We start from the raw sequence: 14,937 nt of genomic DNA, 5'->3' as shown, positions 1-14,937 counted from the left end.
GTATTAGTATGGCACGTTCAATATGGAAAGGGCCTTTTGTAGACGGTTATTTAATAAAGAAAGTTCAAAAATTAATGGAATCAGGTAAATCTGAAATGATTAAAACTTGGTCTAGAAGATCAACGATTTTGCCTATTTTTGTAGGGTTTACCTTTTCTGTTCATAATGGAAATAAATTTATTCCGGTTTCTGTAAATGAAGAAATGGTTGGAAGAAAATTAGGTGAATTTGCTCCTACTAGAACATTTCACGGTCATGGAGCAGATAAAAAAGTCAAAAGAAAGTAAAGATTTATATGGTACAGGAAAATAAAAATTTTGCTACGGCAAAAGCTAAATCTATTAGAGTAAGTCCAAGGAAGCTAAATTTAGTTGCAGCTTTTATTAGAAATATGAAAGTATCTGAAGCATTGGTACAGTTAACTTTTTCTCCTAAAAGAATTGCAAAAGTTGTAAAAGATTGTTTACAATCTGCTGTTGCAAATGCTGAAAATAATTTAGGTCTAGATATAGATAGATTGGTTATTACTAAGGCGACTGTAGGTAAGGCTTTAGTAATGAAAAGAGTTATGCCAAGAGCAAAAGGAAGAGCAACTAGAATAAATAAGTTTTTTAGTAATCTTTATATAACTGTTACAGAAAAAGAGGATAATTAAAATGGGGCAGAAAGTTTGTGCACATGGTTTTAGAGTTGGACCGACTTTAATTAAAGGTTGGGATTCCGTATTATATGCAGAAAAACATTATAAAACTCTTTTTATACAAGATTTAAAAATTAGGGATTTAATAAATAAGGGTTTTAATCAAGCTCAAGTTAGCAGAGTTTTAATTGAACGTCCTTCTAATAAAAGTATTATAATTAATATTAATACCAAAAAACCAAATATCATTATCGGTAGAAACGGTAGTGAAATTGATAAGCTAAAAAAAGCTATCGAGAAAATGACTTCTTTAAAAGAAGTTTATATAAATATACACGAAGTTAGAAAATTTAATATAGATGCTGCTATAGTAGCTCAAACTATAGCACTACAGCTTGAAAAAAGAGTTTCTTTTAGAAAAGCTATGAAAACAGCAATTCAGGCTTCATTTAAACAAGGTGGACAAGGTATAAGAGTTAGTTGTTCAGGGCGACTTGGAGGTGCTGAAATTGCTAGAACCGAGTGGTATATAGAAGGAAGAATGCCGTTACATACTTTAAGAGCTGATATTGATTATTCAACAGCTGAGGCTATAACTACTTATGGAGTTATAGGGGTTAAAGTGTGGATTTATAAAGGTGAATATACAGAAAATAAAAGATATAATTAATTTTAAGTATTAAAATGTTAGCTCCGAAAAAACAAAAATTTAGAAAAGCTCATAAAGGTAGAGTTGCTTCAAAAGCAAAAGCAGGTACGACGCTTGCTTTTGGATCATTTGGTCTAAAATCTATAGACGGTTGGCGTGTTACTGCAAGACAAATAGAAGCAGGAAGAAAAGCTGCTACTAGATGTATGAAAAGGCAAGGAAGATTATGGATTCGTATTTTTCCGGATGTTCCCGTTTCTAAAAAGCCTGCCGAAGTAAGAATGGGTAAAGGTAAAGGTTCTCCTGAATTTTTTGCAGTTAGAGTTTCGCCTGGAAGAATTATGTTTGAAATTGAAGGGGTAGAAGAAAATGTTGCACTTAGAGCTTTGGAGCTTGCAAGTGCAAAATTACCTGTTAGAACAAGGATAGTGAGACGTTATGAATGATTTAAAATTATTAAGAAGTAAGTTATCTACTGAAACAATAGAAGAGCTTTATAAAAACCTTAATCTTTTAAAAAAAGAATTGTTTAATTTAAGATTTCAACAAGCTTTAGGTGAGTTAAAAAATACTAGTAGGTTTTCGTTAGTCAAAAAGTCTATAGCACGTATTAAAACTGAATTAACAAAAAGATCTAATAGTGAGGAATATTAAAATGCCGAAAAGAGTGTTACAAGGCGTGGTTATAAGTTCAAAAGCTGATAAGACGGTTACAGTAAAAGTAGAAAGAAAGTTTAAGCATCCTATTTATAAAAAGTTCGTGAAAGTATCTAAAAAATATGCTGCTCATGATTCAGAAAATAAATATCAAGAAGGAGATAAAGTTAGTATAATTGAAAGTCGTCCTATCTCAAAAACCAAAACATGGTTAGTGGTAAATGGGGAATAAAGTTTTTTAATCTTTGACTTTATAAGGTAGATTGTTTATTTTATCTCTCGTGTATAAAAAATTGGAAGTAGTTTATGATTCAAATGCAGAGCATCTTGGAAGTTGCAGATAATTCCGGTGCTAAAAAAGTTATGTGTATTAAAGTTTTAGGTGGCTCTCACCATATGGTGGCAAAGTTGGGTGATGTTATAGTTGTATCTGTTAAAGAAGCTATACCCGGCGGTAAGGTTAAAAAGGGTGATGTTTATAAAGGCGTGATTGTTCGTACAAAGACCGGAGTAGTAAGACCTGACGGTAGTACAATAAAATTTGATAAAAACGCATTAGTGCTTTTGAATAAACAAGATGAACCTATCGGTACTAGAGTTTTCGGTCCTGTTACAAGAGAACTTAGAGCGAAAAAATATGTTAGAATAATGTCGCTTGCAGAGGAAGTGTTATAAATGATTAAATTAAAAGTAAAAAAAGGTGATGAAGTTGTTGTTATTACCGGAAAGCACAAAGGAAAAAAAGGTAAAATATTAAAAGTTTTTCCTGAGGACAGTAAAGTAATTGTTTCTGGAGTAAATTTAGTAAAAAAGCATACTAAACCTAATCAAATGAGTGAAGGCGGGATAATAACTAAAGAATTACCTATACATATCTCAAATATTGCACACATCGATCCAAAAACTGGTAACCCTACCAAAGTAGCTTTTAAATTCTTAGAAGACGGTTCTAAGGTTAAAGTAGCAAAGAAATCAGGGGAAATTATCGGTAAGGAAGGTAAATAATGTTAAGATTTAAAGAATTATATCAGCAAAAAATTATTGAAAACTTACAAAAAGAATTTTCTTATAAAAATAAGCATGAAATACCGCAAATTAAGAAAATTGTTATAAATATGGGAGTAGGGGAAGCGATAGCCGATTCCAAAGTAATTAATAATGCGGTAAATGATCTTACTTTGATTTCCGGTCAGAAGCCGGTTGTAACGTTAGCAAGAAAATCTATTGCAACCTTTAAGTTACGCGAAAGTATGAAAATAGGCTGCAAGGTTACATTACGTAAAGATAGAATGTATGATTTTTTAGAAAGACTAGTAATTGTTGCGTTACCTCGTGTTAAAGAATTTCGCGGTTTTTCTTATAAAAGTTTTGACGGTAAAGGGAATTTTACTTTTGGATTAAAAGAGCAGATAGTTTTTCCTGAAATTAATTACGATAAAATCGATACAATAAGGGGTATGGATATTACAATCGTTACATCTGCTAAAACAGATAAAGAAAGTAAGTTTTTGTTATCAGGGTTTAATTTACCTTTTTATAATTAATTTTTAGGATATATATAATGGCAAAAGTAAGTTCTATAAAAAAGAACGAAAGTAGGAAAAAAAAATCACAAAGTTTACATAATAAACGTTCAGCACTAAAAAGTAAAATTTATGATAAAAATATTTCATTAGAAGAGCGTTTTTCTTTGGTAATGTCACTTGCACAATTACCTAGAAATTCATCATCTACTAGAATAAGAAATAGATGTGAGCTTACAGGTAGACCAAGAGGTGTTACAAGAAAATTCGGTATATCTAGGAATAAGCTTAGGGAATTAATAGGTAGAGGCTTAGTTCCCGGTGTAGTTAAGTCAAGTTGGTAAAAGTCGATAGGTAAATAATATGTCAATGACGGATAATGTAGCAGATATGTTAACTAGAATTAGAAATGCTTATAAAAGCAAATTGATAAATGTTTCTTTTCCTAGTTCTAAAATTAAAACTTCAATTTTAGATGTTTTGCAAAAAGAAGGTTATATAAAAGATTATGTAACTACTCAAAAAAATAATATTAGTTATACTGAGGTAGCTTTAAAATACTCTGTAAACGGTGATGCTTCTATATGCGAAATTCATAGAGTATCAAAGCCTGGAAAAAGAGTATATTCTGCTATTAAAGATTTGAAAGGATATTATAATAATATGGGTATATATATTCTTTCTACTCCTTACGGCGTTATGTCTGATAGAGAAGCTCATATCAAAAATGTCGGCGGCGAAGTAATTTGTAAAGTATTTTAAGGTAAAAAAATGTCACGTGTTGGAAAATTGCCGATTACTATACCTGAAGGTGTAAAAGTTGGTTTAAATGATTTAGAAGTAAAAATATCCGGACCTAAAGGCGAATTATCAAAAACTTTTAAAGGTAATATAGCAATTTCATTGGCAGAAAATAAGCTTTTAGTAAAACCTTTAGCCGCAAATAAAAATGCACGTGCTATGTGGGGTACTGCAAGAAGCATAATATCAAATATGGTTACCGGCGTTAAAGAAGGGTTTAAGCTTAAACTCGAAATTAACGGAGTCGGTTACAGAGCAATGGTAAAAGGTAAATATTTAAATTTAATGCTTGCTAAAAGCCATAATACAAAAATTGAAATACCTTCAGATATTAAAATAGAGGTACCTAAGCAAAATATTATTATTCTTGAGGGAATAGATAAAGAAAAATTAGGACAATTTGCCTCAATTATTATAAAACAGAGACCACCTGAGCCTTATAAAGGAAAAGGGATTAAATTTGAAAATCAATTTATACCGCGTAAAGAAGGTAAGAAAAATTAAATTTAAGAGTTAAATATGCGTAGTGCTAAGCTAAAATTTGAAAAAAGAAGAAGTAGAATAAGACATAAAATATCTAAAACATCTAATAGAGTTAGATTATCGATATTTAAATCAGGTAGACATATATATGCACAAATTATTGATGATTCTAAGTCTATAACGATTGCTTCTGCTTCAACTTTAGATGAGAAAATAAAAAAATTAAAAAAATCTCATTGTAATATTGAAAATGCTATCAAAGTAGGTGAAGAAATAGCAAAAAAAGCTGATTCTGCAGGGATAAAAGAAGTAGTATTTGATAGAGGCGGATATAAGTATCACGGTGTTGTAAAAGCTCTAGCTGATGCAGCTAGAGAGAAAATAAAATTTTAGGTTATAAGGTTGTAGTAATGTCTAAAGTTAAAAAAAATGAAGAGACTTTAAGCGAAGTTTTAGTTGATGTAAATAGAGTTACAAAAGTAGTAAAAGGCGGTAGAAGATTTGCTTTTTCTGCTTATGTAGTTGTCGGTGATAAAGCTGGCAGAGTCGGAGCGGGACACGGAAAAGCTAAAGAAGTAAACGAAGCTCGAGGAAAAGCAAAACAAGCCGCTAAAAAGAGAATGATGAAAGTGCCGCTATATCAAAATAGGACTATTCACCATGACGTTGTCGGTAAAAGCGGAGCTGCTAAAGTGATTTTAAGAAGAGCTAAAGCAGGTACAGGCGTTATAGCCGGAGGGTCTATGAGAGCAATTTTTGACTCTTTAGGCGTTCATGATATTGTTGCTAAATCAATAGGTTCAACGAATGTTTACGCAATGATTTCTGCAACATTTGATGCCTTAAATAAACTTGCATCACCAAAATCTATTGCTATGAGAAGAGATAAAAAAGTAAATGAAATATCTGTAAAATCCTCTGATATTCAAGTTAATGAATAATGTTGCGTTAAGTATAGGTGAAGTTATGAATAATAATATAAAAATTACTCAAGTTAAAAGTGCTATAGGTCGTAAGTATGATCAAAGATTGACATTAGTTGGGCTTGGTTTAAACAAAATTAATAAGAGCGTTATTCTTGAAAATACTAATTCAATTAAAGGGATGGTTGAAAAAGTAAAGCATTTGTTAAAAATAGAAAATATGTAATTAGAGTTTTTAAATGAAATTAAATGAATTATATAATAATATAGGTGCTAAAAAAAATAAGAAAAGAATAGCACGCGGTATTGGTAGTGGTAAAGGAAAAACCGGCGGTAGAGGAATTAAAGGTCAAAAATCTAGATCTGGCGTTGCAATAAAAGGTTTTGAAGGTGGTCAAACACCTATGATCAAAAGACTACCTAAAAGAGGATTTAATTGTATTTCAACTAAAAAATACAATATAATAAATATTTATAATATTGAAGAAGCATTAGCCGATGGGCGTTTAAGTGCTGCTGATACTATTACAAAAGAAAAATTGGTAGAAGCCGGAGTAGTTAATAATAAAAGTAATAAGAAATTAGTGAAATTATTATCTATTTGTAGTGATGATTTCGCTTCTCCCCTATCATTAAAATTAGATGCTTATTCTTCTAAAGCTAAGGATTTAATCGAAAAAGCAGGTGGAAAATTATTATAGTATATGGGGCAGAATTTTTCTAAAAAATCCGGTAATGATTTAGTTAGTCGCATTGTTTTTACTATTCTCATTCTTATAGTATGTAGATTTGGGTCTTTTATACCTATACCCGGTATAGATTCAATTGCTTTAAGTAGTGTGGCTGAAAAGAATCAATCCGGAATACTTGGAATGTTCAACATGCTATCCGGAGGATCGCTAGGTAGAATGTCTATTTTTGCTTTAGCAATTATGCCGTATATTACCGCCTCAATTATTATCCAATTAATGTCAGTTGCATATAAACCTTTAGAAAATTTAAAAAAAGAAGGGGAAGTAGGTAAAAGAAAAGTAAATCAGCTATCGAGATATTTAACGGTTCTACTTGCTTCTTTTCAGGCTTATGGAGTTGCTATAAGTTTAGAGTCGATTGTAACAAATACCGGTCCTGTAGTAATTTTAGCGGGTTTTTTCTTTAGAGTTACAACCGTAATTACTTTGGTTGTAGGCACTATGCTATTAATGTGGTTAGGAGAACAAATTACACAACGCGGAATAGGTAACGGTACGTCCTTAATTATATTTATAGGCATAATTTCAGGAGTACCTAGTGCTATTATTAGTATGTTTGAATTATCAAGAAAAGGAGCATTATCGCCTTTAATAGCGTTAGCTGTTTGTATTGGAGTAGTTGTATTAATAGCTATAATTATATTTTTTGAAAAAGCCCAAAGAAAATTATTGGTGCAGTATCCTAAAAGACAAGTAGGAAATAAAATTTATGGAGGGGAAGCAACGCATATGCCTCTTAAATTAAATACTTCTGGTGTAATACCTCCAATATTTGCTAGTTCAATTTTACTATTTCCTGCTACGCTTGCTAATTTTTCTAATAGTAATTCAGAAACTATGGGCATGCTTACTTATTACTTAGGGCATGGAAAGCCCGTATATATTTTATTATATGTAGCATTAATTATGTTTTTTAGTTTTTTTTATACTGCAATAGTATTTAATTCTGAAGAAACTGCTAATAATTTAAGAAAATACGGTGCTTATATTCCAGGTAAAAGACCAGGAAAAAATACGTCTGATTATTTTGATTATATACTTACAAGGCTTACGGTTATAGGTGGGATATATTTAAGTGTAATATGTGTAATTCCGGAGCTATTAATGAATAAGTATGTAATTTCTCTTTCGTTAGGAGGTACGAGTTTTTTAATTGTAGTGAACGTGGTACTTGATACTATGACTCAGATTCAAACTTACTTATTTAGTAGTAAGTATGAAGGTTTAATGAAGAAAGTAAAATTAAAAAATTAAAAATGAGCTTAAATAGTGATAGTAATTTTTTTAGGTCCTCCAGGAGCCGGAAAGGGAACACAAGGAAAAAAGATAGCTAAAAAAATTGATTTACCACATATAGCAATCGGTGATATATTTAGAACAATTATTAAAACGTCAACTAGTGAAGCAGAGTTAATTAATAATTATGTTAAGCAAGGGGAGCTTATCCCTAATGAAATAGTTAATCAAGTAATTAAAAATTTTTTATTATCCTCTGAATATAAAAACGGTTATATATTAGATGGATATCCACGTAATTTAGAGCAAGCAAAATTCTTTGAATCATTTATTAAAGAAAAAATTAAAATAATATATTTCGATGTTTCAGATGAATTATTAATTAAAAGAGTTTTAGGAAGATATAGTTGTAAAAATTGCGGTAAAATATATAATAGTTACTTCTTGCAGCCTAAAACTGATAATGTATGCGACGTTTGCGGTTCAAGTACATTTGATTATAGAAAAGACGATAATGAAGAAGTAATAAAAAAAAGAATTGAAGTATATAAAACAGAAACATATCCATTAATAGATTATTATAAAAATAGTGGTAATTTTTATATAGTTGATGGAAGTAAAAATGAACAAGAAATAGAAATTGATATACAGAAAATACTAAAAATAAATTGACTTTATCAAAGATTTTTATATTATTTTCTAGTTACCAGTAAAATTTGGAGATTATTTGTGGCAAGAATTGCAAGTGTTAATATTCCCGATAATAAACGTTTAGTTGTGAGTTTAACTTACATTTACGGTCTTGGGCCTACTATGGCATCAGAGATCTGTAATAAAGCAAAAATATCGAAAGATAAAAAAGTTAAAGAACTTACGGATCAAGAGTTAATAAACTTACGTAATATTATTGAAAGTGAGTATAAAGTTGAGGGTGATTTAAGACGAGAAGTTACGCTTAATATTAAGAAGAAGAAAGATATAAGATGTTATCAAGGGCTTAGACATATACGTAAGTTGCCGGTGAGAGGACAGAACACGCATTCTAATGCTCGAACTAGAAAAGGTAAAGCTATTGCGATAGCCGGAAAGAAAAAAGCTGTAAAATAATAGTTTAAGTATAGAGTATAAATAATGAATCAGACGGTTAAAGTTAAGAAAAAGAAAAAAACTATCACTCTGGGTGTTGTGCATATCCGAGCATCATTTAATAATACTATAGTAACATTTACTGATATCCAAGGTAATACTATTTCTTCTGCATCGGCAGGAGGTAATGGGTTTAAAGGGGCAAGAAAAGCAACACCTTATGCAGCTCAAGTAACAATTGATAGAGCATCGGAAAAAGCAAAAGAATATGGTCTAAAAACTATTTCTATTAGGATTGGAGGGCCGGGAGCTCAGCGTGAATCAGCAATGAGAGCTTTATTCGGGCAAAATTTTGTGGTTACATCAATTTTAGATGTATCGTCAATTGCTCATAATGGAGTAAGACCGCCAAAAAGAAGAAGAGTATAAGAGAATCATAGGTATTAAATGTTATCGTTAAGTAAAAATTGGAATACTTTAATAAAGCCGAATAAAGTCGCTTATGAAAATTTTCCGGAAACCAATAATAAAGCTAAAATTGTAGTTGAACCTTTAGAAAGAGGTTTTGGTTTAACACTCGGTAATGCTATGAGAAGAGTATTACTTTCTTCTTTACAAGGAGCAGCTATCACTTCTATAAAGATCCCTGCTATAGAACACGAATTTTCTTCTATACCCGGTGTAAAAGAAGATGTATCGGAAGTGATTTTAAACATTAAAGGTATTGAAGTAAAAATGCATGTTGCAGAAAAACGTATCATGAAATTAAAAGCAATAGGACCTTGTGTTATAACGGCCGGTATGATTGAAACAGGTCATGATGTAGAAATACTGAATCCGGATCATGTAATTTGTAATCTAGCTAAGAACAAGCAGCTCGAAATGGAATTAACTTGTAAGGTTGGTAAAGGATATGTACTTAGCACAAATAGCTATGAGGATAATTTACCTATTGGTGAAATAGCTATAGATGCTTTATTTAACCCGGTGAAGAGTGTTACTTATAAAGTAGAAAATACTAGGGTAGGTCAGGTTACCGACTATGATAAATTAATTATGTTTGTAGAAACTAACGGTGATTTATTACCTGAAATGGCTGTAGGTTTAGCTGCACGTATTCTACAAGAGCAATTACAGTTATTTATTTCTTTTGAAGAACAGGAAGAAGATAAGCAAGTTAAAACTGATGCTTTACCGTTTTCACCTTATTTACTTAAGAGAGTTGATGAATTGGAATTATCGGTTAGATCGGCAAATTGTTTGAAAAATGATAATATAATATATATAGGGGATCTAGTAAAAAGAACGGAATCCGATATGCTGAGAACTCCAAATTTCGGTAGAAAATCTTTAAATGAGATTAAAGAAATATTGGCAAAATTTAATTTAAGATTCGGTATGGATGTACCGGATTGGCCACCGGAAAATATTCAAGAATTATCTAAACGTTATGAAGATTCTTATAATTAAGGACTAATAAAAATGCGACATAAAATTAAAGGTAGAAAGTTAAATGTAACAAGTAGTCATAGGCAAGCAATGCTCGCTAATATGGCTGTAGCACTTGTAACCCATGAACAAATTAAAACTACTTTACCAAAAGCTAAGGAATTAAGATCTTACATTGAAACTCTAATTACTAAAGCTAAAAAAGCTGATTTAACGGTAAGAAGAAGCGTTTTATCAAAAATAAAAGATAAAAAAGCAGTAGAAAAGCTTATAAATATTTTAGGTACCAGATATAAAGATAGACCTGGCGGTTACACTAGAATAATAAAAGCCGGATTCCGTTATGGTGATTTAGCACCGATAGCATATATTGAATTTGTAGATAGAGATATTAATGCTAAAGGAAATATACAGCAAGATGCTAATGAAGAAATTAAAAATTAAAATATAAGGGACTCGGTAATTGCTAATCATTTTTTAGCAAAAAAAGCTGCCAGACAAACAGTAAAAAGAACTCTAATCAATAAAAAAAGATCTAGTGCAATAAAAACTTTTATAAAGAAAGTTGTACATGAAATCAGTCTTGGTAATAAAGAAAATGCTAACTTAGCTTTATCTGTTGCTCAGTCTAAGATAATGCAAGGTGTGAAAAAAAATATAATTAAATTAAATACCGCCTCAAGAAAAATCAGCAGGTTGTCAAAACAAATAAAAAGTTTGAACGAAAGTAAATAACACTTTATAGGTAATTTAAAAGCAAGAGCTAATAAAATTTTGCTATAAATTACTTATATATACTTCTTATTAATTATAAATAATGTTATTTTACTAATTAATAAAAAATATGGGCGATTAGCTCAGCTGGTAGAGTATCTCGTTTACACCGAGAGTGTCGGCGGTTCGAGTCCGTCATCGCCCACCAATCGAAAGTTTTTAGTATTTCAACGAAAACATCACGCAATCCATGAGCCTTAAACTTAAGCTTTTCAGTTTTAAATATTACAATAGTTAAACCTATCAAGAAAAATAGTATCTTTGTGAAATGGCATTATTAACTAAGTATATATTAGTTAATAATTTAATGCCCTTGCAAGAAAATTACAAAGTAATTGATGAAATAATCCAGTAAAAAAATACTAAATTTTAGCATTTTTTATTGGAAGTGAAGTGCAACTTACTATTAGCTTATTTTTACCTGTTCATTAAGGACTTAATAGTATGATAATAAACTAATTGAGAGAGAAAAATATTTATATGTCAATCCGGTACTCGTATCCTCATATACTTTTTGTATGTTGCAGTGCGAGGTGAGTGTTTCCTCTTTATAGATTAGGTTATGCAAGAGGGCTATGGATGATTTCCTATTTTACCTTATTAACCCTAAATCTTTTTTTGTAATTCTTTTTATATAATTATTTGGCGTATCTGTATTTTTATTAGAAATAGTATTGTTATTAATTAATTGTTTCCCGATTCTATTTACTATATTTTCTGTGCCGCTTAGTTCTAATTTCTTTTTTAACTGTATCGTTTTATATTCCTTATGATCATTAGTATTTGTATTTTCAACTGCTTTTGTTAACACGCTTTTATGGGTAGTTATTTGTTCTGGTTGTTTATAAAAAGGATTAAGTGTTCTATTTATATCTTTTAGTACGTCTACTATTATATTTTGTGATGTTATTTTTTTTGTATCAGCATATTCTAATGCTGTCCTTAATGTTATTTCTTCACTAAGCTGATTAAATCTCTGTTGTTTTTCTTGATCGGTAAATTTAAAGTAATTCTTATCTTGTAGTAAAGCGGTTAATGCTTCAGTTTGAACAGCTTGTTTATATCCTATCTCTGCTAATTCTTGGATATTTTTATAATTACCTATATCTGTTTTTTGTTTTTCTTGATTAATATTATGGTTTAACTCCTTAATTAACTTTATTCTATCCTGAATCTGATTTACTGAATCTTTAGAACTTTTTAATGATTGTAATCCTATATTTATTGATGAAATTATTTGTGCTACACCACCACCGATTATAGCGGCAGATACCCCTGCTACGTTTACTATATTACTTATTCCATTTGTTATAACCGATGCTATAAATAATGATTGAGTATTTTGACCTTTCGTTTGATTCGGATCATTATGTATATATAAATCATCTTTTAAAATATCTTGTAACTTCGGGTCAATTTTTAAAAGAGCTTGTTGTTTACTCAAATCGTCACGATGTTTTACTAATAATTTATTTTCTTGGGTAAGAAGACGTATCTTTCGAGTATGTACTACATCTATTATTGCTTTACCTACTATAGATGTTGCCATGGCAGCAGCTGATACAAACATAAATGGAGCTGTTGCGGGTGCTATAGTTGCCAGCATAATACTACTTGCTATTAATCCGAGTACACTAGCTGTAGTTTTATTAAAAAGAATCTTTCCTGTTATGTTGCTTATTTTCTTTATATTACCCCATGTTTTTGAGGTCTTAATACTATTTAGAATATTAGATGTTCTTGAGTTAGCTTGTGCTTTATGCTCACTATTTGGCTGTTGTTCATGGTTTTTTAAGGCGTTTGTGCCTCTATTCATTAATTTTTGTATCCGTTCTTGCTCTATTATATATAAATCATCTTTACTTTTTACTGTTTCTTGAGAAATTATACGCTCCAAGTTACGCCTTTGTATAACTTCTATATCATCCATACTTCTAAATATTGGAGGCTGCTTTTTAGCTACTGGATCTATATTATTGGATGATGCCTTTTTTTTCTGCTCCTTTACAATATCTAAATCTTTTGCTAGTGATTGTGCGTATTTATTTTCTTCTTCTATAGGTCTTGCCATTCTATTCGCTCTATTTGTATGCCTTTAATCTCTTTTAGGGTGCATTATAGATAATTATTAAAATTTGTGAATAGTTATCTATAATTAAATTACTTAAAATGCAAATTTAAGGTAAATCTTTATTATGAATTAGTGATAATAGAGCAAAGATAGATAAATAATAATATAAACTAACTAAAAGTTATTGTATTATTAAAAAATTCATATATTAATTAAAATACAAAGTTATTTATTAATTATTATGTCAAATACACCTAAGTTAGAAAATCACTATAATAAATTTTTACAAGATATTATGCTTAAAACATTAGAGCAGAATAAAACTGTAGAAACCTATTTAATACAAGAAGATTTTAGTAGTGCTTTAGATGAGCTGCAAAAAATAAACGAAAAGCTTGAAGAATATTGTAAGGTTTTTTCTCTGCTTGAAATAATTAAAACCGAACTCTCTGAAGAAGATAAATTATATAACTAATTATAATTGATATAAAAGGTGAAAGCCGCGTTTCGCCTTTTATATTCAATAATAATTTCCTGCTTCAACTTCTAGCTTTTTAAAATGTGATATACCGAGGCTATAGCCTATAATAATAGGAATTACTATCATCAACAATCCTAAATTATTAAAACGTTCTGTTAAATAAACAAGCCCAAAAGAACTAATTACATACATAGCGGCTCGTGAAGAAGCATATATAAAGCTAGCATAGGTAAATCGTTTAAAAACCGGAAAACTTTTATAAAATATTGGAATTGCCGGAAATTCACTTGGAGAAAAAGTAACTACAATTAGTTGAATTAAGAGAATTTGCCAGCCTTGTGTTATATTATCTAATATTAATGGACTAAATAGAAGAAAAGTTAAAAATATTACTAATTGCGTTTTTAAAATTTTTAGTGGGTGAAATTTATAGCATAAACACGTAAGTGCTAGTGCTACAAAAAATTCTACTATAGAAATAATGAAATTTTGATGTATTACTGCTTCAGCGGTATAGTGTAACGAATCTTTAAGTATATTACTACAATGAATATAAGCAAAATAGAACCATACCGGTTGTGCTAGTTGTATTAAAAAATAATAGATTGCAGTCTTCTTATTAACTTTTTCTTGCCATACAGGATTATTTTTTATCTTTGCTACATCAATTATATTACTATCTTTTATAGTTTCTTGTATTCTACGCTTAGCATCAACAAAATCCGGTGTTTCACGTAAAGTAGTCCTAGCAGCACTCCCTATTAAAGCAATTCCTGCACCTACCCAAAATGCGATACGCCAATTAAAACTGTAAGATGTAACTAAAGTTGCTACGCCAAGGGCAACAGTTAATCCTAAGCTAGCACACACCCCTACAAATGCTACGGCAGGAAAGCGTTTAGGAACTCCGACGGATTCCGTTAAATATAATTCTGCTCCTACTCTTTCTCCCATGGACGACATACCTTGCACTATACGGCATATTGTTACTATCCAAGCGGCACTAGCACCTACTTGGGCATAAGTAGGAAGATTAGCCATAACGATGCAAGAAAACGACATTAAAATAGTGGTAATAATGACTGTAGATTTCCGACCTATATTATCTCCTATCCAGCCAAATAACAAAGCTCCTAAGGGTCTAAAAATAAAAGTAGAACAAAAAGAAAAAGCTGCAAGAAGGCGATTAACGTGAGTATCATATTGCGGAAAGAAAAGCTCATTAAGTAGTACTGCCATATGAACATATAGCATAAGATCAAAATACTCTAAAAAAGTACCTATCGATAGTAAGCCTATAGCCTGTTTTTGTTCTCTATTTAAATTTTTTTGTTTTTTTTCGTATCCCAACACAATTTTTTCTAAAAAGTTAATTTATAGAAAGGTTATATTGAGAAGATTTAAAGTCAAGG

The 14,937-nt window shown here is 30.4% G+C and carries 26 protein-coding genes and 1 tRNA gene; 25 read left to right on the top strand and 2 right to left on the bottom strand.

Annotated elements, in window-relative coordinates:
- Window positions 1-8: 8 nt before the first annotated feature.
- The 24 genes from rpsS (at window position 9) to ACNFN7_RS01365 (ending at window position 11,121) form a co-directional block, all read left to right on the top strand.
- Window positions 9-287: a 30S ribosomal protein S19 gene (gene rpsS / locus ACNFN7_RS01480; protein ID WP_008580964.1), complete on the top strand. Its 279-nt coding sequence runs from the start codon at window positions 9-11 to the stop codon at window positions 285-287.
- Window positions 288-295: 8 nt separating this feature from the next.
- On the top strand, window positions 296-655 hold the full coding sequence (gene rplV, locus ACNFN7_RS01475; RefSeq protein ID WP_008580961.1) for a 50S ribosomal protein L22: 360 nt from the start codon (window positions 296-298) through the stop codon (window positions 653-655).
- Window position 656: 1 nt separating this feature from the next.
- A complete protein-coding gene (gene rpsC / locus ACNFN7_RS01470) occupies window positions 657-1,310 on the top strand; it encodes a 30S ribosomal protein S3 (RefSeq protein ID WP_485440557.1) in 654 nt (217 codons plus the stop codon).
- 14 nt (window positions 1,311-1,324) lie between these two features.
- Entirely contained in the window at window positions 1,325-1,735 is a 411-nt protein-coding gene (gene rplP / locus ACNFN7_RS01465) for a 50S ribosomal protein L16 (RefSeq protein WP_011270636.1), read from the top strand.
- Window positions 1,728-1,943: a 50S ribosomal protein L29 gene (rpmC, locus tag ACNFN7_RS01460; RefSeq protein WP_004596213.1), complete on the top strand. Its 216-nt coding sequence runs from the start codon at window positions 1,728-1,730 to the stop codon at window positions 1,941-1,943. Before rplP ends, rpmC begins: the two co-directional genes overlap by 8 nt.
- A 1-nt stretch (window position 1,944) precedes the next feature.
- On the top strand, window positions 1,945-2,178 hold the full coding sequence (gene rpsQ, locus ACNFN7_RS01455; protein ID WP_039594825.1) for a 30S ribosomal protein S17: 234 nt from the start codon (window positions 1,945-1,947) through the stop codon (window positions 2,176-2,178).
- Window positions 2,179-2,252: 74 nt separating this feature from the next.
- Window positions 2,253-2,621 carry a 50S ribosomal protein L14 gene (gene rplN / locus ACNFN7_RS01450; protein ID WP_008580952.1) on the top strand — a complete coding sequence of 123 codons (369 nt, stop codon included), beginning with the start codon at window positions 2,253-2,255 and terminating at the stop codon, window positions 2,619-2,621.
- Entirely contained in the window at window positions 2,622-2,951 is a 330-nt protein-coding gene (rplX, locus tag ACNFN7_RS01445) for a 50S ribosomal protein L24 (protein WP_485440556.1), read from the top strand.
- Window positions 2,951-3,490: a 50S ribosomal protein L5 gene (gene rplE, locus ACNFN7_RS01440; protein ID WP_040256101.1), complete on the top strand. Its 540-nt coding sequence runs from the start codon at window positions 2,951-2,953 to the stop codon at window positions 3,488-3,490. The genes rplX and rplE overlap by 1 nt, the downstream gene beginning before the upstream one ends.
- A 17-nt stretch (window positions 3,491-3,507) precedes the next feature.
- Window positions 3,508-3,813: a 30S ribosomal protein S14 gene (gene rpsN, locus ACNFN7_RS01435; RefSeq protein WP_011270640.1), complete on the top strand. Its 306-nt coding sequence runs from the start codon at window positions 3,508-3,510 to the stop codon at window positions 3,811-3,813.
- Window positions 3,814-3,832: 19 nt separating this feature from the next.
- Complete coding sequence (gene rpsH, locus ACNFN7_RS01430) at window positions 3,833-4,231, top strand: 30S ribosomal protein S8 (protein WP_011270641.1); 399 nt, start codon at window positions 3,833-3,835, stop codon at window positions 4,229-4,231.
- 9 nt (window positions 4,232-4,240) lie between these two features.
- Window positions 4,241-4,774 carry a 50S ribosomal protein L6 gene (rplF, locus tag ACNFN7_RS01425; protein ID WP_485440555.1) on the top strand — a complete coding sequence of 178 codons (534 nt, stop codon included), beginning with the start codon at window positions 4,241-4,243 and terminating at the stop codon, window positions 4,772-4,774.
- A gap of 15 nt (window positions 4,775-4,789) precedes the next feature.
- Window positions 4,790-5,146, top strand: a complete 357-nt coding sequence (rplR, locus tag ACNFN7_RS01420) for a 50S ribosomal protein L18 (RefSeq protein WP_202068896.1) — start codon at window positions 4,790-4,792, stop codon at window positions 5,144-5,146.
- A gap of 17 nt (window positions 5,147-5,163) precedes the next feature.
- Entirely contained in the window at window positions 5,164-5,694 is a 531-nt protein-coding gene (gene rpsE / locus ACNFN7_RS01415; RefSeq protein ID WP_011270644.1) for a 30S ribosomal protein S5, read from the top strand.
- A 25-nt stretch (window positions 5,695-5,719) separates the two neighbouring features.
- Window positions 5,720-5,902, top strand: a complete 183-nt coding sequence (gene rpmD / locus ACNFN7_RS01410) for a 50S ribosomal protein L30 (protein WP_410526827.1) — start codon at window positions 5,720-5,722, stop codon at window positions 5,900-5,902.
- A gap of 13 nt (window positions 5,903-5,915) precedes the next feature.
- Complete coding sequence (gene rplO, locus ACNFN7_RS01405; RefSeq protein WP_485440554.1) at window positions 5,916-6,377, top strand: 50S ribosomal protein L15; 462 nt, start codon at window positions 5,916-5,918, stop codon at window positions 6,375-6,377.
- A 3-nt stretch (window positions 6,378-6,380) separates the two neighbouring features.
- Complete coding sequence (secY, locus tag ACNFN7_RS01400) at window positions 6,381-7,682, top strand: preprotein translocase subunit SecY (protein WP_011270647.1); 1,302 nt, start codon at window positions 6,381-6,383, stop codon at window positions 7,680-7,682.
- A 15-nt stretch (window positions 7,683-7,697) separates the two neighbouring features.
- Window positions 7,698-8,336, top strand: coding sequence for an adenylate kinase (locus ACNFN7_RS01395; RefSeq protein WP_011270648.1), 639 nt, complete (start codon window positions 7,698-7,700; stop codon window positions 8,334-8,336).
- A 57-nt stretch (window positions 8,337-8,393) separates the two neighbouring features.
- Window positions 8,394-8,771: a 30S ribosomal protein S13 gene (gene rpsM / locus ACNFN7_RS01390; protein WP_485440553.1), complete on the top strand. Its 378-nt coding sequence runs from the start codon at window positions 8,394-8,396 to the stop codon at window positions 8,769-8,771.
- 24 nt (window positions 8,772-8,795) lie between these two features.
- Complete coding sequence (gene rpsK / locus ACNFN7_RS01385; RefSeq protein ID WP_008580920.1) at window positions 8,796-9,179, top strand: 30S ribosomal protein S11; 384 nt, start codon at window positions 8,796-8,798, stop codon at window positions 9,177-9,179.
- 18 nt (window positions 9,180-9,197) lie between these two features.
- Window positions 9,198-10,220, top strand: coding sequence for a DNA-directed RNA polymerase subunit alpha (locus ACNFN7_RS01380; RefSeq protein WP_485440552.1), 1,023 nt, complete (start codon window positions 9,198-9,200; stop codon window positions 10,218-10,220).
- Window positions 10,221-10,232: 12 nt separating this feature from the next.
- Window positions 10,233-10,643, top strand: coding sequence for a 50S ribosomal protein L17 (gene rplQ, locus ACNFN7_RS01375; RefSeq protein ID WP_485440551.1), 411 nt, complete (start codon window positions 10,233-10,235; stop codon window positions 10,641-10,643).
- A gap of 18 nt (window positions 10,644-10,661) precedes the next feature.
- A complete protein-coding gene (gene rpsT, locus ACNFN7_RS01370; protein WP_485440864.1) occupies window positions 10,662-10,934 on the top strand; it encodes a 30S ribosomal protein S20 in 273 nt (90 codons plus the stop codon).
- Between the two features lie 111 nt (window positions 10,935-11,045).
- A tRNA-Val gene (locus ACNFN7_RS01365) sits at window positions 11,046-11,121 on the top strand.
- A 444-nt stretch (window positions 11,122-11,565) separates the two neighbouring features.
- Here ACNFN7_RS01365 and ACNFN7_RS01360 read toward each other — a convergent pair.
- Complete coding sequence (locus tag ACNFN7_RS01360; RefSeq protein ID WP_485440550.1) at window positions 11,566-13,044, bottom strand: hypothetical protein; 1,479 nt, start codon at window positions 13,042-13,044, stop codon at window positions 11,566-11,568.
- A 241-nt stretch (window positions 13,045-13,285) separates the two neighbouring features.
- On the opposite strand from ACNFN7_RS01360, the gene ACNFN7_RS01355 reads away from it, so the two are divergent.
- Window positions 13,286-13,519, top strand: a complete 234-nt coding sequence (locus tag ACNFN7_RS01355) for a hypothetical protein (protein ID WP_485440549.1) — start codon at window positions 13,286-13,288, stop codon at window positions 13,517-13,519.
- Between the two features lie 45 nt (window positions 13,520-13,564).
- On the opposite strand, the gene ACNFN7_RS01350 is transcribed toward ACNFN7_RS01355, so the two are convergent.
- A complete protein-coding gene (locus ACNFN7_RS01350) occupies window positions 13,565-14,878 on the bottom strand; it encodes an MFS transporter (RefSeq protein WP_485440548.1) in 1,314 nt (437 codons plus the stop codon).
- Window positions 14,879-14,937 lie beyond the last annotated feature (59 nt).

This window comes from Rickettsia sp. MAE-05 (assembly GCF_057319745.1).
This window is presented reverse-complemented; position numbering and strand designations above follow the sequence as displayed.